17 protein-coding genes are annotated in these 18,520 nt (G+C 42.4%); 13 read left to right on the top strand and 4 right to left on the bottom strand.

Going from position 1 to position 18,520, the window contains the following annotated elements; translation table 11 throughout:
• The first annotated feature begins 245 nt into the window (after positions 1 to 245).
• From HMPREF9009_RS09155 to miaA, 10 genes are all read left to right on the top strand, one after another.
• The gene (locus tag HMPREF9009_RS09155; RefSeq protein WP_004304537.1) at positions 246 to 827 is read left to right on the top strand and encodes a LemA family protein; all 582 of its coding nucleotides are present in this window, start codon (positions 246 to 248) and stop codon (positions 825 to 827) included.
• A gap of 270 nt (positions 828 to 1,097) precedes the next feature.
• The gene (locus HMPREF9009_RS09150; RefSeq protein ID WP_049701973.1) at positions 1,098 to 2,264 is read left to right on the top strand and encodes an AIR synthase-related protein; all 1,167 of its coding nucleotides are present in this window, start codon (positions 1,098 to 1,100) and stop codon (positions 2,262 to 2,264) included.
• 3 nt (positions 2,265 to 2,267) lie between these two features.
• The gene (prfA, locus tag HMPREF9009_RS09145; protein ID WP_004301709.1) at positions 2,268 to 3,380 is read left to right on the top strand and encodes a peptide chain release factor 1; all 1,113 of its coding nucleotides are present in this window, start codon (positions 2,268 to 2,270) and stop codon (positions 3,378 to 3,380) included.
• A gap of 82 nt (positions 3,381 to 3,462) precedes the next feature.
• A complete protein-coding gene (gene pyrF / locus HMPREF9009_RS09140) occupies positions 3,463 to 4,287 on the top strand; it encodes an orotidine-5'-phosphate decarboxylase (protein WP_004301706.1) in 825 nt (274 codons plus the stop codon).
• Positions 4,288 to 4,317: 30 nt separating this feature from the next.
• Positions 4,318 to 5,547 carry an HD domain-containing protein gene (locus tag HMPREF9009_RS09135; protein WP_004308539.1) on the top strand — a complete coding sequence of 410 codons (1,230 nt, stop codon included), beginning with the start codon at positions 4,318 to 4,320 and terminating at the stop codon, positions 5,545 to 5,547.
• Positions 5,548 to 5,629: 82 nt separating this feature from the next.
• Entirely contained in the window at positions 5,630 to 6,670 is a 1,041-nt protein-coding gene (gene lpxD / locus HMPREF9009_RS09130) for a UDP-3-O-(3-hydroxymyristoyl)glucosamine N-acyltransferase (RefSeq protein WP_004320905.1), read from the top strand.
• 11 nt (positions 6,671 to 6,681) lie between these two features.
• Positions 6,682 to 8,067, top strand: coding sequence for a bifunctional UDP-3-O-[3-hydroxymyristoyl] N-acetylglucosamine deacetylase/3-hydroxyacyl-ACP dehydratase (locus HMPREF9009_RS09125; RefSeq protein ID WP_004301699.1), 1,386 nt, complete (start codon positions 6,682 to 6,684; stop codon positions 8,065 to 8,067).
• Between the two features lie 18 nt (positions 8,068 to 8,085).
• On the top strand, positions 8,086 to 8,853 hold the full coding sequence (gene lpxA / locus HMPREF9009_RS09120) for an acyl-ACP--UDP-N-acetylglucosamine O-acyltransferase (RefSeq protein WP_004320906.1): 768 nt from the start codon (positions 8,086 to 8,088) through the stop codon (positions 8,851 to 8,853).
• 21 nt (positions 8,854 to 8,874) lie between these two features.
• Positions 8,875 to 9,429, top strand: a complete 555-nt coding sequence (locus HMPREF9009_RS09115) for an IS1096 element passenger TnpR family protein (protein ID WP_004308535.1) — start codon at positions 8,875 to 8,877, stop codon at positions 9,427 to 9,429.
• Between the two features lie 122 nt (positions 9,430 to 9,551).
• Positions 9,552 to 10,454: a tRNA (adenosine(37)-N6)-dimethylallyltransferase MiaA gene (gene miaA / locus HMPREF9009_RS09110; RefSeq protein ID WP_049701972.1), complete on the top strand. Its 903-nt coding sequence runs from the start codon at positions 9,552 to 9,554 to the stop codon at positions 10,452 to 10,454.
• A 6-nt stretch (positions 10,455 to 10,460) separates the two neighbouring features.
• Here miaA and HMPREF9009_RS09105 read toward each other — a convergent pair whose 3' ends face one another.
• The 3 genes from HMPREF9009_RS09105 to HMPREF9009_RS09095 form a co-directional block, all read right to left on the bottom strand.
• A complete protein-coding gene (locus tag HMPREF9009_RS09105; RefSeq protein ID WP_049701971.1) occupies positions 10,461 to 12,578 on the bottom strand; it encodes a M56 family metallopeptidase in 2,118 nt (705 codons plus the stop codon).
• Positions 12,579 to 12,601: 23 nt separating this feature from the next.
• A complete protein-coding gene (locus tag HMPREF9009_RS09100; RefSeq protein WP_004301694.1) occupies positions 12,602 to 12,970 on the bottom strand; it encodes a BlaI/MecI/CopY family transcriptional regulator in 369 nt (122 codons plus the stop codon).
• 139 nt (positions 12,971 to 13,109) lie between these two features.
• A complete protein-coding gene (locus HMPREF9009_RS09095) occupies positions 13,110 to 13,412 on the bottom strand; it encodes a hypothetical protein (protein ID WP_004301693.1) in 303 nt (100 codons plus the stop codon).
• A gap of 154 nt (positions 13,413 to 13,566) precedes the next feature.
• On the opposite strand from HMPREF9009_RS09095, the gene HMPREF9009_RS09090 reads away from it, so the two are divergent.
• The 3 genes from HMPREF9009_RS09090 to HMPREF9009_RS09080 all read left to right on the top strand — a co-directional run bounded on the left by HMPREF9009_RS09090 (position 13,567) and on the right by HMPREF9009_RS09080 (position 17,807).
• A complete protein-coding gene (locus tag HMPREF9009_RS09090; protein WP_008645487.1) occupies positions 13,567 to 15,777 on the top strand; it encodes a S9 family peptidase in 2,211 nt (736 codons plus the stop codon).
• Positions 15,777 to 16,625 carry a lipoyl synthase gene (gene lipA, locus HMPREF9009_RS09085; RefSeq protein ID WP_009040139.1) on the top strand — a complete coding sequence of 283 codons (849 nt, stop codon included), beginning with the start codon at positions 15,777 to 15,779 and terminating at the stop codon, positions 16,623 to 16,625. The genes HMPREF9009_RS09090 and lipA overlap by 1 nt, the downstream gene beginning before the upstream one ends.
• Before the next feature lie 63 nt (positions 16,626 to 16,688).
• Positions 16,689 to 17,807 (top strand): hypothetical protein, encoded by a 1,119-nt coding sequence (locus HMPREF9009_RS09080; RefSeq protein WP_049701970.1) that lies wholly within the window; start codon positions 16,689 to 16,691, stop codon positions 17,805 to 17,807.
• Here HMPREF9009_RS09080 and HMPREF9009_RS09075 read toward each other — a convergent pair.
• Positions 17,773 to 18,477: an SAM-dependent methyltransferase gene (locus tag HMPREF9009_RS09075; protein ID WP_008645497.1), complete on the bottom strand. Its 705-nt coding sequence runs from the start codon at positions 18,475 to 18,477 to the stop codon at positions 17,773 to 17,775. The two genes, HMPREF9009_RS09080 and HMPREF9009_RS09075, sit on opposite strands and share 35 nt — an antisense overlap.
• Between the last annotated feature and the right edge of the window lie 43 nt (positions 18,478 to 18,520).

Below are 18,520 nucleotides of genomic sequence, written 5' to 3'. Positions count from 1 at the left end.
GCTGAATATCTATACCTGTAATAATGCTTACGCAGATATTTTTCAGACTGATTTTGGATAACGCCTACAACTTATGGGTATGATACTGCGTATTGCCTCAAGTCGCATAGTGGGGCAAGGGGATATTGTGGGCAGAAGTGGGTATTTCAGCCTCAATTTATCTGCTAATTCAGTGATGAGAGGACGTTTAGACGCAAGAAGGACGCTGAAGAGCTTAGTTGCGGATTTGAGGAAAAACAAGAAACATGAAGAAATCAATTATTATCATCTTAGCCGTTGTGGCTATCCTTGTTATATGGGCAGTAAGTGTATATAACGGTCTGGTTACTATGGACGAGAATGTAAGTGGTCAATGGGCAAATGTAGAAACTCAATATCAACGTCGTGCCGACCTGATTCCTAACTTGGTAAACACAGTGAAAGGATATGCGACACATGAAAAGGAAACCTTGGAAGGAGTTGTTGCCGCACGTAGCCAGGCTACTCAAATCAAAGTAGATGCTGCCGACCTGACACCGGAAAAGCTGGCGCAATACCAAAAGGCACAAGGTGCTGTAACATCAGCATTGGGTAAGTTATTAGCTATCACCGAGAATTATCCGGACCTGAAAGCTAACCAGAACTTCCTGGAACTTCAAGCTCAACTGGAAGGAACGGAAAATCGTATCAATGTAGCACGCAAAAACTTCAATGATGCTGCACAAGCTTATAACACCAATATCCGCCGTTTCCCGAAGAATATCTTTGCAGGAATGTTCGGCTTCGATAAGAAAGCATATTTTGAAGCAGAAGAAGGAAGCGAGAAAGCTCCGAAGGTAGAATTCTAAAAAAGATTTGATTTACCCAAAAAGATACTTGATATCATCTGAGATATTTATCTCGGCATTTTTTCATTAGATAAAACACTTCTATATTAAGAGTTAAATTCATAGTAATGAAAACTATGAATTTAACTCTTAATTTTCTATTATTCTTCTCCTTTTCAATAGAATATCCCAAAGTATAAAAGTTAATGATTAACATTTACTAGTACCTAGTTGGCTGTACCAAAAAAAAGCTGTACTTTTGCAGCCGTATACAAAATAATTCTATAACTCATGAGTAATCAACGATACATGATGCGTGGAGTAAGCGCATCAAAAGAAGATGTGCACAACGCCATCAAGAACATCGACAAAGGAATCTTCCCGAAAGCATTCTGTAAAATTATTCCCGATATATTGGGAGGTGACCCGGAATATTGCAACATTATGCATGCCGATGGTGCCGGAACCAAATCATCTCTTGCTTATATGTACTGGAAAGAAACGGGTGACTTATCCGTTTGGAAAGGTATTGCACAGGATGCATTGATTATGAATATCGACGACCTGCTTTGTGTAGGTGCCGTAGACAATATCCTTGTTTCTTCTACCATTGGACGTAACAAACTGTTGATTCCGGGAGAAGTAATCTCCGCCATCATCAACGGAACAGATGAATTGCTGACCGAACTCCGTGAAATGGGTGTAGGCGTATATGCAACCGGTGGTGAAACTGCAGATGTCGGCGATTTGGTACGTACCATCATCGTTGACTCTACCGTAACTTGCCGTATGAAACGTTCAGACGTTATCGACAATGCCAATATTCGCCCAGGTGACGTTATCGTTGGGTTGGCTTCTTACGGACAAGCTACTTACGAAAAAGAATATAATGGCGGTATGGGCAGTAACGGTTTGACGAGTGCCCGTCACGACGTATTCGGCAAATATCTTGCTGAAAAATATCCGGAAAGCTATGATGCTGCAGTTCCTGAAGAGTTAGTTTATTCCGGTAAGTTAAAACTAACAGACAGCGTGGAAGATTCTCCAATTGATGCAGGTAAGTTAGTACTCTCTCCTACCCGTACATACGCACCGGTAGTCAAAAAATTGCTTGATGCATTGCGTCCGGAAATCCACGGAATGGTACACTGCTCCGGTGGTGCACAAACTAAAGTTCTGCATTTTGTAGAAAACGTACGCGTAGTAAAAGATAATCTTTTCCCTGTTCCTCCTTTATTCAAAACGATCCAGGAACAAAGCGGTACGGACTGGGCAGAAATGTACAAGGTATTCAATATGGGACATCGTCTTGAAGTCTACCTGTCACCGGAACATGCAGAAAAAGTGATAGCTATCTCCGAGTCATTCGGTATCCCGGCACAGATTGTAGGACGTGTTGAAGCATGCGAGCAAACAGAATTAATCATTAAGAGCGAATTCGGAGAATTTAGATATTAAAGAATGGCAGACAATAGTACCATACTAGAAAAATTAGACGGACTCGTAGCCCGTTTTGAAGAAATATCTACCCTTATCACAGACCCGGCAGTGATTGCCGACCAGAAACGTTATGTCAAGTTGACTAAAGAATATAAGGAATTAGACGACTTGATGAAAGCAAGGAAAGAATATATCCAATTACTGGGTAATATTGAAGAAGCTAAAAATATCCTTGCCAATGAATCGGACGCTGAAATGCGCGAAATGGCGAAAGAAGAAATGGACAATAGTCAAGAGCGCCTTCCGGTATTGGAAGAAGAAATCAAACTGATGCTTGTCCCTGCCGATCCGCAAGACAGCAAGAACGCTATTCTCGAAATCCGCGGAGGTGCAGGAGGCGACGAAGCAGCTATCTTTGCCGGCGACCTCTTCCGTATGTATGCCAAATTCTGTGAAACCAAAGGTTGGAAAATGGAAGTCTCCAATGCGAACGAAGGGACAGCCGGTGGATTCAAAGAAATTGTTTGTAGTGTGACAGGCGATAATGTATACGGAATTTTAAAATACGAATCGGGAGTACACCGCGTACAGCGTGTTCCTGCGACGGAAACGCAAGGACGTGTTCACACTTCAGCCGCATCCGTGGCCGTGCTTCCCGAAGCTGAAGAATTCGATGTAGTCATCAACGAAGGAGAAATCAAATGGGACACTTTCCGAAGCGGCGGTGCCGGCGGACAGAATGTAAACAAGGTAGAATCCGGAGTACGTCTGCGCTATATCTGGAAGAACCCGAACACCGGTATTGCCGAAGAAATCCTTATCGAATGTACCGAGACACGCGACCAGCCGAAAAATAAAGAGCGCGCCTTGGCCCGTCTCCGTACTTTTATCTACGACAAAGAACATCAGAAATATATCGATGACATTGCCTCCAAACGTAAGACAATGGTATCTACCGGAGACCGTTCAGCCAAAATACGAACTTACAACTATCCCCAGGGACGTATCACCGACCACCGCATCAACTATACAATCTATAATCTGGCAGCCTTCATGGACGGGGATATCCAGGATTGTATCGACCATCTGATCGTAGCGGAAAATGCAGAACGCCTGAAAGAAAGCGAACTTTAGAGAAGTGGAGAGTTGAGAATTGAGAGTTGAGAACGGTTTCTTAAAATAGTAAATAGTAAATTGCAAAATAGTAAATAACAAGATGGATAAGCAACAATTATTTGAAAACATAAAGCGCAAAAAATCATTCCTTTGTGTAGGACTTGATACTGATATCAAGAAAATCCCGGAACATCTGTTGAAAGAAGAAGATCCGATCTTTGCATTCAACAAAGCAATCATTGACGCGACAGCTGATTTGTGTATCGCCTACAAACCCAATCTGGCTTTCTATGAAAGCATGGGTGTAAAAGGATGGATCGCATTTGAAAAGACAGTAAAATATATCAAAGATAACTATCCGGATCAATTCATCATCGCTGACGCAAAGCGTGGTGACATCGGAAATACTTCTGCAATGTATGCCCGCACATTCTTTGAAGAATTGGATATCGACTCTGTAACAGTAGCCCCCTACATGGGTGAAGACAGCGTTACTCCGTTCCTTACCTACGAAGGCAAATGGGTGATCCTGTTGGCATTGACTTCCAACAAAGGATCTCATGACTTCCAATTGACAGAAGACGTAAACGGCGAACGTCTGTTCGAGAAAGTATTACGCAAATCACAGGAATGGGCTGGCGATGACCGCATGATGTATGTGGTAGGTGCTACTCAAGGACGTGCTTTTGAGGACATCCGCAAGATTGTCCCGAACCATTTCCTTCTCGTACCAGGCGTGGGAGCACAAGGCGGTTCACTCGAAGAAGTTTGCAAATATGGTATGAACAGTACATGCGGATTGATTGTTAACTCGTCGCGTGGTATTATCTACGTAGATAAAACAGAGAAATTTGCAGAAGCTGCCCGCACCGCCGCACAAGAAGTGCAAGCACAAATGGCTGAACAACTCAAAGCAATTCTCTGAAAAGGGAAAAAGGATCTCTAAAGAAAACGAATGCCTTACGAAAGAAAGATAATTAACGACCCCGTATTCGGGTTCATCAATATTCCAAAGGGGTTACTGTACGATATAGTACGGCATCCCCTTTTGCAGCGTCTTACCCGCATCAAGCAAGTAGGATTATCATCTGTTGTGTACCCCGGTGCACAACACACCCGCTTCCAACACTCCTTAGGTGCTTTTCACCTGATGAGTGAAGCTATCACCCAACTGGCCTCCAAAGGCAATTTTATCTTTGATAGTGAAGCGGAGGCCGTGCAGGCTGCCATCCTGTTGCATGATATAGGACACGGCCCTTTCTCGCATGTACTGGAAGACACGATTGTAAAAGGAGTCTCGCACGAAGAGATTTCTCTTATGTTGATGGAACGGATGAACAAAGAGATGAACGGCCAGCTGAGTCTTGCCATTCAAATCTTCAAGGACGAATACCCGAAACGCTTTCTGCATCAACTCGTAAGCGGTCAGTTGGATATGGACCGGCTTGATTATCTTCGCCGCGACAGCTTTTATACAGGCGTAACGGAAGGTAACATCGGCTCCGCCCGAATTATCAAAATGCTTGATGTAGCGGATGACCGACTGGTTGTCGAATCCAAAGGGATCTATTCTATCGAGAATTTCCTCACGGCACGTCGCCTGATGTACTGGCAAGTATACCTGCATAAGACGTCCGTGGCATACGAAAAGATGCTGATTAGTACTCTCTTGCGTGCCAAAGAACTGGCTTCACAAGGAGTGGAACTGTTTGCATCTCCTGCATTACGTTTTTTCCTTTACAATGATATCAATCCAACGGAATTCTATAACAACCCCGACTGTCTGGAGAATTTTATCCAGCTGGACGACAATGATATATGGACAGCCTTGAAAGTGTGGAGCACCCACACAGATAAGGTACTTTCCACTTTAAGCACGGGAATGATAAACCGAAATATCTTTAAAGTGGAAATTTCGTCGGAGCCTATTAGTGAGGACAGAAAAAAAGAATTAACTTTGCACATCAGCCAGCAACTAGGCATAACCCTTTCCGAAGCGAACTATTTTGTCTCTACCCCCAGCATCGAAAAGAATATGTATGACCCGGCAGATGACAGTATTGATATTATCTACAAAGACGGCACTATCAAAAATATTGCCGAAGCATCGGACATGCTGAACATCTCATTATTGTCCAAAAAGGTAAAGAAATACTATCTCTGCTATCAGAGATTACACAGATAAGTATAAAATATTCATGCAATAACACGGAAATCTGAAAAAAAAATCCGTTATTTGTGAACTAATTAAATTTTAAATAAAAGACATGGAGTTCTCGGCTAAGCAAATTGCAGCATTTATCCAAGGGGAAATCATTGGAGACGAAAACGCTACGGTACACACATTCGCTAAAATTGAAGAGGGAATGCCCGGAGCAATTTCTTTCCTGTCAAATCCCAAATATACACCTTACATCTACGAAACACAATCAAGCATTGTCTTGGTTAATAAGGACTTCACTCCCGAACACGAAATTAAAGCTACTCTTATCAAAGTAGACAATGCATACGAAAGTCTAGCTAAATTGCTCAATCTTTATGAGATGAGCAAGCCTAAGAAACAAGGGATAGATTCATTAGCTTTCGTTGCTCCCAGCGCCAAAATTGGTGAGAATGTATACATCGGTGCTTTTGCCTATATCGGTGAAAATACCGTGATTGGAGATAATACTCAAATTTACCCCCACACTTTCGTTGGAGACGGCGTGAAGATAGGCAACAGTTGCCTGCTTTACTCCAATGTAAATGTTTATCATGACTGCCGCATAGGTAATGAATGTATCCTTCATTCGGGTGCAGTGATCGGAGCTGACGGATTTGGTTTTGCTCCCACTCCGAACGGATATGATAAGATTCCGCAAATCGGAATTGTTATTCTGGAAGATAAAGTAGATATAGGTGCTAATACGTGTGTAGACCGTGCTACAATGGGAGCTACGGTAGTACACAGCGGTGTCAAGTTAGACAATCTGATACAAATAGCACACAATGATGAAATAGGTTCGCATACCGTTATGGCTGCGCAAGCCGGAATTGCCGGTTCTACCAAAGTGGGTGAATGGTGTATGATCGGTGGTCAGGTAGGTATTGCAGGACATGCTAAAATAGGAGATAAAGTTGGATTAGGCGCACAATCAGGTGTGCCGGGAGACATCAAGTCCGGTAGCCAGCTTATCGGAACTCCTCCTATGGAACTGAAGCAATATTTCAAATCATCCATTGCACAAAGAAGCCTGCCGGATATGCAGAAAGAACTGCGTAACTTGCGCAAAGAAGTAGAAGAATTAAAACAACTATTAAATAAGTAAATAAGTAACCAATGCTGAAACAAAAAACGCTGAAAGATAGCTTTTCACTGAGCGGGAAAGGTCTTCACACTGGACTTGATCTCACTGTAACATTCAATCCAGCTCCGGACAATCACGGATATAAAATCCAACGCATTGACGTAGAAGGACAACCAACTATCGACGCAGTAGCCGACAATGTAACAGAAACCACCCGTGGTACTGTATTGTCGAAAAATGGAGTCAAAGTAAGCACCATTGAACATGGTATGGCAGCCCTTTACGCATTGGGCATTGATAACTGCCTGATCCAAGTTAACGGACCGGAATTTCCTATTTTAGATGGTAGTGCACAATATTACGTACAAGAAATAGAACGTGTAGGAACAGTAGAACAAAATGCCGTCAAAGACTTTTATATTATCAAGTCTAAAATTGAGTTCCGGGATGAAACGACTGGTTCTTCTATCATTGTACTACCTGACGAGAATTTCAGTCTGAATGTACTGGTTTCTTACGATTCGACTATTATCCCGAATCAGTTTGCTACCCTTGAAGATATGCATAATTTCAAAGACGAAGTGGCTGCCAGCCGTACTTTCGTCTTTGTTCGTGAAATAGAGCCGTTGCTCTCCGCCGGATTGATTAAAGGTGGCGACCTGGACAATGCGATCGTAATCTACGAACGCAAGATGTCACAGGAAAGCTTCGATAAGTTGGCAGATGTGATGGGAGTACCTCACATGGATGCCGATCAGTTAGGCTATATCAATCACAAACCGTTAGTTTGGCCCAATGAATGTGCCCGTCACAAACTGCTTGATGTCATCGGTGACCTCGCTCTAATTGGAAAACCGATTAAAGGCCGTATCATCGCTACCCGTCCGGGACACACCATCAACAATAAATTTGCCCGCCAGATGCGGAAAGAAATCCGTCTGCACGAAATACAGGCACCAAGTTACGACTGTAACCGTGAACCAATAATGGATGTAAACCGTATCCGCGAATTGTTACCGCACCGCTATCCTTTCCAACTGGTGGACAAAGTGATTGAAATTGGTGCCAACTACATTGTAGGTATTAAAAATATCACAGCCAACGAACCTTTCTTCCAGGGACATTTTCCACAGGAGCCCGTTATGCCGGGAGTACTTCAAGTGGAAGCAATGGCACAAGTCGGAGGCTTGCTCGTCTTGAATTCCGTAGATGATCCTGAACGTTATTCTACCTATTTCATGAAAATAGATGGAGTGAAATTCCGTCAGAAAGTAGTGCCGGGAGATACAATCATCTTTCGTGTAGAACTGCTGGCACCTATCCGCCGTGGCATTTCTACCATGAAAGGATATGCGTTTGTCGGCGAGAAAGTTGTTTGCGAAGCAGAATTCATGGCACAAATAGTAAAAAATAAGTAATAATTGATATTTAAAAGCATGATAAGTCCTTTAGCGTATATCCATCCCGAAGCTAAGATCGGAGAAAATGTAGAAATTGCGCCTTTTGTATTTATAGATAAGAACGTAGTTATCGGCGACAACAATAAAATTATGGCTAACGCCAATATTTTATACGGTTCACGTATTGGTAACGGAAACACGATTTTTCCGGGTGCCGTTATCGGAGCCATTCCGCAGGACCTCAAGTTTCGCGGTGAAGAATCGACAGCCGAAATCGGAGATAATAATCTGATTCGTGAAAATGTAACAATCAACCGTGGTACGGCAGCTAAAGGGCGCACGATTGTGGGAAATAACAATTTATTGATGGAAGGTGTACACGTAGCACACGACGCATTGGTTGGTAACGGATGTATCATCGGTAACTCTACCAAGATGGCAGGCGAAATCGTCATTGATGATAACGCGATTGTCAGCGCCAATGTATTGATGCATCAATTCTGTCATGTAGGCAGTCATGTAATGATTCAGGGCGGATGCCGTTTCAGTAAAGATATTCCTCCTTACATCATTGCAGGACGCGAACCGATCGCTTTCAGCGGAATCAATATCATCGGCTTGCGCCGTCGTGGCTTCTCCAATGAAGTGATCGAAAGTATTCACAATGCATATCGTATCATCTACCAAAGTGGTTTGAACACGACAGAAGCATTGAAAAAAATAGAAGATGAATTCGAAAAGAGCCCGGAGATTGACTATATAGTCAATTTTATCCGTAATTCAGAACGTGGTATTATTAAATAAACAGTTCAAAATAGTCATATTATGATATACAGATTTACTATCATATCTGATGAAGTTGACGATTTTGTCAGAGAAATACAAATTGATCCGGAAGCAACTTTTTATGACTTCCATGAAGCAATACTGAAATCAGTAGGGTACGCAAACGACCAGATGACTTCTTTCTTTATCTGCGATGACGACTGGGAAAAAGGAAAAGAAGTAACCTTAGAAGAAATGGACGACAATCCGGAAATAGATAGCTGGGTAATGAAAGACACTGCTATCAGTGAACTGGTAGAAGACGAAAAACAGAAACTGCTATATGTATTCGATTACATAACAGAACGTTGTTTCTTCATCGAACTATCCGAAATTATCACCGGAAAAGATATGAATGGTGCCAAATGTACCAAGAAATCAGGAGATGCTCCTAAACAAACGGTAGATTTTGAAGAAATGACCGCTGCGGGAGGTTCTCTTGATCTGGATGAAAACTTCTATGGAGACCAGGACTTCGACATGGAAGACTTCGATCAGGAAGGATTTGACATAGGTGGTGACACTAGCAGCCCATACGAAGAAGAAAAATTCTAAGTATTAAGTATCAAGTATTAGGTATTAATTGCTATGTAGTGTCAGGCAGTTAATACCTAATATTTTTTTTAGTCCCGTACGCTTTAATACTTAATACTTCTATACTTAATACTTAAAAATCTATGCCTACTCTCATTGTTCTTATAGGTCCTACAGGTGTGGGGAAAACGGAGTTGAGCCTGCGCTTGGCAGAAACATTTCAGACAAGCATTGTATCTGCCGATTCGAGACAGCTTTATGCCGAATTAAAAATAGGCACAGCAGCTCCTACTCCCGATCAACTTAAACGTGTCCCCCATCAACTGGTCGGCACGCTCCACCTCACAGACTATTACAGCGCTGCTCAATACGAAACAGAAGCACTGGATATTCTGGAGAAATTATTCACGCAACACGAAGTCGTGATTCTCACTGGTGGCTCAATGATGTACGTAGACGCTATCTGTAAGGGAATTGACGATATTCCTACCGTTGATGCGGAAACCCGTCAACTCATGCTACAAAAGTATGAAGAGGAAGGCCTTGAACAACTCTGCGCAGAACTTCGCTTGTTAGACCCGGAATATTACCGGATTGTAGATCTGAAGAATCCCAAGCGGGTAATTCATGCGTTGGAGATTTGCTATATGACCGGACGCACTTATACTTCTTTTCGCACCCAACAAAAAAAACAGCGTCCTTTCCATATTCTGAAAATCGGCCTGACTCGTGATCGGGAAGAACTTTATGACCGTATCAACCGTCGGGTAGACCAGATGATGGAGGAAGGATTATTGGAAGAAGTACGCTCCGTACTTCCCTATCGTCACCTCAATTCACTCAATACAGTAGGTTATAAAGAACTGTTCAAATATCTGGACGGAGAATGGGAACTCTCCTTTGCTATAGACAAAATCAAGCAAAACTCCCGCATTTATTCGCGTAAACAGATGACCTGGTTCAAAAGAGATGAAGAAATAAAATGGTTCCACCCGGAACAAGAAACGGAGATACTAGCGTACCTCCGTCAACAAATCAATACATGATTTCTCTTATCTTTTGTTCTGACGGGCCTGATATTCATCATCCGTCAACATTTCTACAATAATCACCCCATTCTTTCCTTTGTCTCCGTAGACAACCTGTGCTGATTTATCTTTCAGCACAGAAATACTTTTTATATGGTCCGGCGCAAGCTTAGACAACGCATCTTTCTCCATAGCTTCTTTCCCGTCTATAATGACTAAAGGCTCTTCGCCTTTTATCCCATGCACAGTTACACCATTATTCACCTTAAACCCTGAATTTCCATTTTTCACACTGCCTGAAAGTTCAGGAAACAAGTCAACCACTTCCTGCTCCATTCGTATATTCATCGTAGAAGATACAGAAGCTTTTACTGGCTTATATCCAATAAATGAGAACCACAGATTGCCGTCTTTCATTGCTTTCAGACTAAAATGACCATTTATATCCGTTATCGTACCATGATTTGTATTAGGCACAATAATGCTGACTCCAGCCTTCGGACGCCCCTGCTCGTCAACAACAGTTCCACTGACCGGAAAATCGGGAACAGCATCCGTACTGGTTGTTTTTTGTGAAAAACTGATTTCCTTATTCTGTATTTTAGTCTTACTGCCTCGTTGAGTATTCACAAGTATCACCCCGTTCGCACCACGTTTACCATACACTTTTATCGAAGCAGAATCTTTCAACACAGAGAAACTTTCTATTGTTGACGGGTCCAGCTTTTCCATAGCATCCATACTAATCTCCTTGCCATCAGCAAAAATCAAAGGCTGCTTATTCTCTGCAAATCTGATATTCCCAAATCTTATAGGGACAGTATATTTCACTGGTACAGGTCTGCCTCGTTGCTTTCCGGGAATCCAATCCGGCATTTCACTGACAATTCTTTCGGCTTCCTGATTTAATGACGCTTCATCCGACTGAAGTACACGTACATCTTTTATCTTCCCGGTTTCAGCCACAGTGAAGCCTACCATCACTCTACCGCCCGCTTTACCCTTCATCGGAGAACCAGCTATTTTCTCCGACAGATATTTTTGCAGTGCACTCATACCACCTGGATATTCCGGCATCTGCTCTACAACCTCAAAAATAACAATTTCTTCCTCCTCTTTCGATTTCACGCCGGACACCACCAAATCATCTTTCTTCTCGTCTTTAGATACTTTTACTGTATCTTGCAGCACCTTTTCTTGCACAATTTCCGCCAAATCATTAACTTTGACAGCAGAAATCTCTTCCATTTTTTCAGAGATTTCAGGACGGGCAAAAGCAGTTACTGCAATAGCTGCCAACGGAAGTACATACAAGTACTTCAACCGTGCCCACGGATTCGATTTTTCTTTTAACATCATAGTGATACGTTTTTTAAGTTTACTGTGATTAAAGCTGTTGGCCATAGAGTAGAGCCTTGTGCCAACGGCTTTTTTTATTAATAATAGTTGATATTCTTTCGCGTTTACACCCTCATTAATGACGGTCTCGTCCGCTTCATATTCGTGAACGTTCTGCAACTCCTGTTTCAACAACCATGCACCAGGATTGAACCATTGGAAAAAGATGCAAATATCCGCCACCAATAAATCTACTGAATGACGATGGTGAATATGAGCCATTTCATGAATAAGGATTTCCCTCCCGTTTTCCTCCAAGTCTTTCCGGCTGATGACAATATACTTCATCCAACTGAACGGAGCTATCTCCTGATTGTGCACCACAAGTGTAACCCCTTTCTCCAACTTCTCATGTTTGCCGGAATGTATCAACCGGAAGAGACAAATCAAAGAATAGATATTGCGACAGGCAAGAAACAGAATACCCGCCAGATAGACCAACAGAACAATCTGTACCCAAGATATGGCCGGCGTCTCCTGTACTGCACCGACATTGGCAGGAGTAGCCTCCAACTCTGCCATCAACAGCAATTGTTCAATGGATAGCACAGCCTGCTGCACTTCAACCTGATGCCGGGTAGTTACTTCGATACAAGGAATGAGTAATGAAAAGAACAACACTCCCAATAAAGCCATACGATTGAAACGATGAAAGGTTTCCTTGCTAAGTAATAACCGGAAAAACAGGTAAAACAGAACAAGACAAACAGATGATTTTAATATATAAATGAAGAAAACTCCCATAGCATAGATTTTCGTTTAATAGATTAGTGTTTTTTGTCAGCCTGTTCCACTTCCTCGATGAGCTGTTTCAATTCATCCAAGGAAATATCTTCCTCCTTAACCAAAGAAGAAACGGCATTCAGGTAAGAATTATTAAAATACTTACTAATCACATTCCGCAGCGTTCCTTTACGAAAATCTTCTTCACTGACTACGGGATAATATTGATAGGTATTTCCGAAAGTATAATGAGCTAGAAAACCTTTTTCTTCCAACCCACGCACAATCGTAGATAGTGTGTTGAAATGTGGCTTGGGATCTTCATAGAAAGCCAACATTTCCTTCACGAACAAGGGACCTTTTTCCCAGAAAAAGCCCATGATTTCTTCTTCTTTTGCTGTTAATCCTTTCATATCTGCAACTTTGTTTGCTGCAAATAACGAAAAGTTTTAGTTCATAAACTAATTTATCTAGTTAAAGTAAACTAAAAGATATAGTTAAGACGAAGAATCTACTATTAAACACCTGTGAAACAGATTTATTACATCTCTTTTAGCTCCACAGTTTATTGACAATAAAGTTGCCGATAAAGAACAAGTCGCCCATAAAAATAATGCTGAATACCAGGAAAGTGAAACAAGTACTCCACCGGGCTCCTCCCTCCTCTTCGCCACGTTTGATACGAAGCAGGGAACTATGTAAACAATCACCTGCTATGAACAGTACAAACAAACTCGGTATCAAGTCACCCCATGACACCAACCACAGATTATCACCCTTCCCCATCAGGAACGTCAATGCCACGGCCAATAAGAAGACAGAAGCATATTGCAAGTCTTTTCTTTTTGAATTCATAGTGGTAATGTTTAAAGTCCTTTTCACAAAGATATTGAATCTCACCCAATAATCCTTATCAAATCTATATAAAAATCGGTCAGGCTTTGTTGAATCTAAGTTTATTGTTACTTTTGCAAGTACGAATTAAAACCAAAACCGATTATAAACGCAGATGAAAAAGATCAGCATCACTTTATTACTCTGCCTTCTCTGTCTGACCGGAATGGCACAAGGACAAAAGGCACTCGATTTAAAAGATATTACTTCCGGACGTTTCCGCCCGGAAAATATTCAGGGAGTAATCCCTATGCCTGATGGCGAACACTACACACAGATGAACGCTGACGGCACGCAAATCATTAAATACTCTTTCAAGACAGGCGAGAAAGTAGAAGTGATTTTCGATGTAAATACCACACGTGAATGTGACTTCAAGAACTTCGACAGTTACCAATTCTCGCCCGACGGTCAGAAATTGCTGATTGCTACTAAAACAACACCTATTTACAGGCATTCATACACAGCTGTACATTACATTTACCCTTTGAAACGAAATGATAAGGGCGTTACGACAAACAACATTATTGAACGGCTGTCTGACGGTGGACCTCAACAGGTCCCCGTCTTTTCTCCGGACGGTACCATGATTGCATTTGTACGCAACAATAACATATTTCTTGTTAAGTTGCTTTACGGCAACAGCGAAAGCCAGGTCACAGAAGATGGCAAACAGAATTCGGTAATCAACGGTATTCCTGACTGGGTGTATGAAGAAGAGTTCGGCTTCGACCGTGCTTTGGAATTCAGCGCCGACAATACGCTGATTGCTTTTATCCGTTTCGACGAGTCGGAAGTTCCCTCCTACTCTTTCCCGGTATTTGCCGGACAAGCACCCCGCATTGATGCTTTAAAAGATTATCCGGGCGAATATACATACAAGTATCCGAAAGCCGGATATCCGAATTCGAAAGTAGAGGTACGCACGTATGACATCAAATCACATGTCACCCGTACAATGAAACTCCCGTTGGATGCAGACGGATACATTCCGCGTATCCGTTTCACAAAGGATGCCAATAAATTGGCTATCATGACATTGAACCGCCATCAAGACCGTTTTGATCTTTACTTTGCCGATCCTCGTTCCACACTTTGCAAACTTATACTTCGTGATGAGTCTCCTTATTACATAAAGGAGAATATTTTCGATAATATCCAGTTCTATCCGGAATATTTCAGCCTGCTTAGCGAACGTGACGGTTACAGTCACCTCTATTGGTATAGCATGGGGGGTAATCTGATTAAAAAAGTTACTAACGGTAAGTTTGAGGTGAAAGATTTTCTGGGATATGATGAAGAAGACGGTTCTTTCTATTACACCAGCAATGAAGAAAGCCCTCTGCGCAAAGCTGTCTATAAAATAGACAAGAAAGGCAAGAAGCTCAAACTATCCCAACAGGTAGGAACCAATACACCGCTCTTCAGTAAATCAATGAAGTATTACATGAACAAGTTCTCCAACTTGAATACTCCGATGCTGGTTACACTGAATGATAATTCGGGCAAAACACTCAAAACGCTTATTACCAATGACGGATTGAAACAAACATTGTCCGGATATGCTGTGCCACAAAAAGAGTTCTTCACTTTCCAAACCACAGATGGCGTGAAGTTGAACGGCTGGATGATGAAACCGGTTAATTTTTCCGCATCTAAAAAATATCCGGTACTGATGTATCAATATAGCGGTCCGGGCTCTCAACAGGTATTGGATACCTGGGGAATCAGTTGGGAGACATACATGGCAAGCCTTGGTTATATCGTGGTATGCGTGGACGGTCGCGGCACAGGAGGTCGTGGAGAAGCTTTCGAGAAATGCACTTATCTGAAAATCGGAGTCAAAGAAGCCAAAGATCAGGTAGAGACTGCCTTGTATCTCGGCAAACAGCCATACGTGGATAAAGATCGCATCGGTATCTGGGGCTGGAGCTACGGCGGATACATGACTCTCATGAGTATGAGCGAAGGAACTCCCGTATTCAAAGCAGGAGTAGCAGTGGCTGCACCCACCGACTGGCGTTTCTATGATACGATTTACACCGAACGCTTCATGCGTACTCCGAAAGAGAACGCGGAAGGATATAAGGAATCATCAGCCTTCACCCGTGCTGACAAACTACATGGAAACTTGTTGTTGGTGCATGGCATGGCAGACGATAATGTGCACTTCCAAAATTGTGCGGAATATGCCGAACAGTTGGTTCAGCTTGGAAAACAATTTGATATGCAAGTGTATACAAACCGCAATCATGGAATATATGGTGGCAATACCCGCCAACATCTATACACACGGTTGACCAACTTTTTCTTGAACAATTTATAATGACGGACAGAGTACGTAAGCCCGAATGGCTGAAAATTAATATCGGTGCCAACGAACGATACACCGAAACCAAACGGATTGTCGACTCCCACTGCTTGCATACTATATGCAGCAGTGGGCGTTGCCCTAATATGGGGGAATGCTGGGGAAAAGGAACTGCCACCTTTATGATCGGTGGTGACATCTGTACGCGCAGTTGCAAATTCTGCAACACACAAACCGGCCGCCCGCACCCGCTAGACATAAACGAACCTACCCATGTAGCAGAATCCATCGCACTGATGAAACTGGATCATGCTGTCATCACATCCGTAGACCGGGATGATCTACCGGATTTGGGAGCAGCACATTGGGCACGTACCATCCGGGAAATAAAACGGCTGAATCCACAAACAACAATCGAAGTGCTCATTCCTGATTTTCAAGGCAGGATGGAGTTGTTAGATTTGGTAATCGAAGCCCGCCCCGACATTATTTCACACAATATGGAAACCGTACGCCGCATTAGTCCGCTAGTGCGCAGCGCGGCAAATTATGATACAAGTTTGCAAGTTATCAGACACATTTCCGGAAAGGGAGTTAAATCTAAAAGCGGCATTATGGTCGGACTGGGTGAGACCCCGGAGGAAGTCGAAACATTGATGGATGATCTGTTAGCAACCGGTTGCCAGATTCTTACCATAGGCCAATACCTTCAACCGACTCACCGGCATTATCCCGTTGCGGCATATATCACTCCGCAGCAATTTGCAGAATATAAAACTGTAGGTTTAGAGAAAGGATTCAACATCGTAGAAAGCGCTCCCCTTGTTCGTTCCTCCTACCATGCAGAGAAACATATTCGTTAGTAAACAAAACACATACCCTATTTGTTTTATAGATAGAACCGACAAATAAACATAAATATAGAGATGGCTCATAAAGGAATACTTTCTTCCGCATTTAACATGTCGCTGGGTTTTATCCCCGTTATTATTTCCATTTTATTGTGTGAACTTATAACGCAAGACACGGCTATTTACATCGGTACAGGCATAGGTATTATAGGTATATACCTTTCTTATCGACGTAAAGGATTGTTGATTCCTAATTTTATCCTCTATATAGCGACCGGAGTGTTAGCACTATTATCCGTAGCAGCTCTCATTCCTGGTGATTATGTTCCCCCCGGTGCGCTTCCACTTACGCTGGAAGTCAGTATTCTCATTCCGATGCTAAGTCTTTATATGCATAAGAAAAGGTTTATCAACCACTTCTTAAAACAGATAGGTTCTTGCAACAAACGTTTATATGCGCAGGGAGCAGAGGCAGCCGTTGTATCTGCCCGCATTGCCTTGATTTTCGGAATACTGCATTTTATTATAATCAGCATCACCGTCATTTTCCAAAACCCACTAAGTAAGACAAGTCTGTTTGTACTCTATAAAGTGTTACCTCCTACTGTCTTTCTGATGAGTATCCTGTTCAATCAGATCGCCATCCGTTTCTTCAATCATTTAATGTCACACACGGAATATGTTCCTATTGTAAATACCAAAGGAGACGTGATCGGAAAAACACCTGCAATAGAAGCTGTTAATTACAAAAACGCATACATCAATCCGGTGATAAGAATTGCCATATCCACTCACGGAATGTTATTCCTTTGCGACAGGCCATCAACAGCCATTCTGGATAGAGGGAAAGTAGATATTCCCATGGAATGTTATCTTCGCTACGGAGAATCTCTGGAAGCAGGCGCCACTCGTTTAATCAACAATGCTTTTCCTCATGAAAAAGGTATCAAACCTGAATTCAACATCGTTTATCACTTCGAGAATGAAGTGACCAACCGTCTTATCTATCTATTCATTGTCGATATCAAAGACGATTCCATCCTTTGTACCCCCCGCTTTAAAAACAGTAAGCTGTGGAGTTTCAAACAGATAGAGGAGAACTTAGGAAAGGGCTTCTTCAGCAGTTGCTTCGAAGATGAATATGAACACCTGAAAGGCGTTATTTATATAAGAGAAAAATACAGGGAATCTTAGATAAATCGGGCACGTGTCCTTTCCAGTCCTTCACTGTACGCGTCTGTATATACTCTCCTTCACAAGTAATATTGGCAGCGATACAGAGCTTTGTTTGAGGACGGCAATTCAACAAAATATCTTCTACCATCTTATGATTCCGGTAAGGCGTCTCTATGAAAAGTTGCGTCTGATTTTCAGCATACACACGCTGCTCCAGTGCTTTTAGTTTCTTGGCACGTTCTCCCGGTTCAATCGGCAAATAACCGTGAAACGCAAAACTCTGCCCGTTAAAGCCGGAAGCCATCACGGAAAGGATAATGGAAGAAGGTCCGACCAAAGGAACCACTTTCAGCTTTTTACGTTGTGCGATAGCAACCACATCCGCTCCCGGGTCAGCTACTGCCGGACAACCTGCTTCGGAGATAACCCCCATTGAAGCTCCACCCACCAAAGGTTGCAGATAACCGGAAATATCATCAGGAGAAGTATGCTTGTTCAACGGGTAAAATGTCAATGCATCAATATCAATCTCCCGGTCCACCTTTTTCAGGAAACGCCGGGCAGAACGAACATCTTCGACTATAAAATACCGGATACCAGAAATGATCTCCTTATTATAAGAAGGCAATACCTTTTCAATAGACGTATCACCTAACGTCACGGGCAACAAATAGAGGGCAGTTTCCACTTTTTAAATTGAGAATTGAGAATTAAGACTATACTTTAATGTT

This window comes from Bacteroides sp. 3_1_13, assembly GCF_001185845.1.
Lineage (GTDB): Bacteria > Bacteroidota > Bacteroidia > Bacteroidales > Bacteroidaceae > Bacteroides > Bacteroides xylanisolvens.
Note: the sequence above shows the minus strand (reverse complement) of the source record. Positions and strands in the feature narration are given on the sequence as shown.

What these genes read in the sequence shown, in the direction of transcription:
- pyrF (WP_004301706.1), top strand. Translation starts at nt 3,463, where the DNA reads ATGGATAAGCAACAATTATTTGAAAACATAAAGCGCAAAAAATCATTC.
- HMPREF9009_RS09115 (WP_004308535.1), top strand. Translation starts at nt 8,875, where the DNA reads ATGATATACAGATTTACTATCATATCTGATGAAGTTGACGATTTTGTC.
- HMPREF9009_RS09155 (WP_004304537.1), top strand. Translation starts at nt 246, where the DNA reads ATGAAGAAATCAATTATTATCATCTTAGCCGTTGTGGCTATCCTTGTT.
- prfA (WP_004301709.1), top strand. Translation starts at nt 2,268, where the DNA reads ATGGCAGACAATAGTACCATACTAGAAAAATTAGACGGACTCGTAGCC.
- HMPREF9009_RS09135 (WP_004308539.1), top strand. Translation starts at nt 4,318, where the DNA reads ATGCCTTACGAAAGAAAGATAATTAACGACCCCGTATTCGGGTTCATC.
- lipA (WP_009040139.1), top strand. Translation starts at nt 15,777, where the DNA reads ATGACGGACAGAGTACGTAAGCCCGAATGGCTGAAAATTAATATCGGT.
- lpxA (WP_004320906.1), top strand. Translation starts at nt 8,086, where the DNA reads ATGATAAGTCCTTTAGCGTATATCCATCCCGAAGCTAAGATCGGAGAA.
- miaA (WP_049701972.1), top strand. Translation starts at nt 9,552, where the DNA reads ATGCCTACTCTCATTGTTCTTATAGGTCCTACAGGTGTGGGGAAAACG.
- HMPREF9009_RS09100 (WP_004301694.1), bottom strand. Translation starts at nt 12,970, where the DNA reads ATGAAAGGATTAACAGCAAAAGAAGAAGAAATCATGGGCTTTTTCTGG.
- HMPREF9009_RS09125 (WP_004301699.1), top strand. Translation starts at nt 6,682, where the DNA reads ATGCTGAAACAAAAAACGCTGAAAGATAGCTTTTCACTGAGCGGGAAA.
- HMPREF9009_RS09080 (WP_049701970.1), top strand. Translation starts at nt 16,689, where the DNA reads ATGGCTCATAAAGGAATACTTTCTTCCGCATTTAACATGTCGCTGGGT.
- lpxD (WP_004320905.1), top strand. Translation starts at nt 5,630, where the DNA reads ATGGAGTTCTCGGCTAAGCAAATTGCAGCATTTATCCAAGGGGAAATC.
- HMPREF9009_RS09150 (WP_049701973.1), top strand. Translation starts at nt 1,098, where the DNA reads ATGAGTAATCAACGATACATGATGCGTGGAGTAAGCGCATCAAAAGAA.
- HMPREF9009_RS09095 (WP_004301693.1), bottom strand. Translation starts at nt 13,412, where the DNA reads ATGAATTCAAAAAGAAAAGACTTGCAATATGCTTCTGTCTTCTTATTG.
- HMPREF9009_RS09090 (WP_008645487.1), top strand. Translation starts at nt 13,567, where the DNA reads ATGAAAAAGATCAGCATCACTTTATTACTCTGCCTTCTCTGTCTGACC.
- HMPREF9009_RS09105 (WP_049701971.1), bottom strand. Translation starts at nt 12,578, where the DNA reads ATGGGAGTTTTCTTCATTTATATATTAAAATCATCTGTTTGTCTTGTT.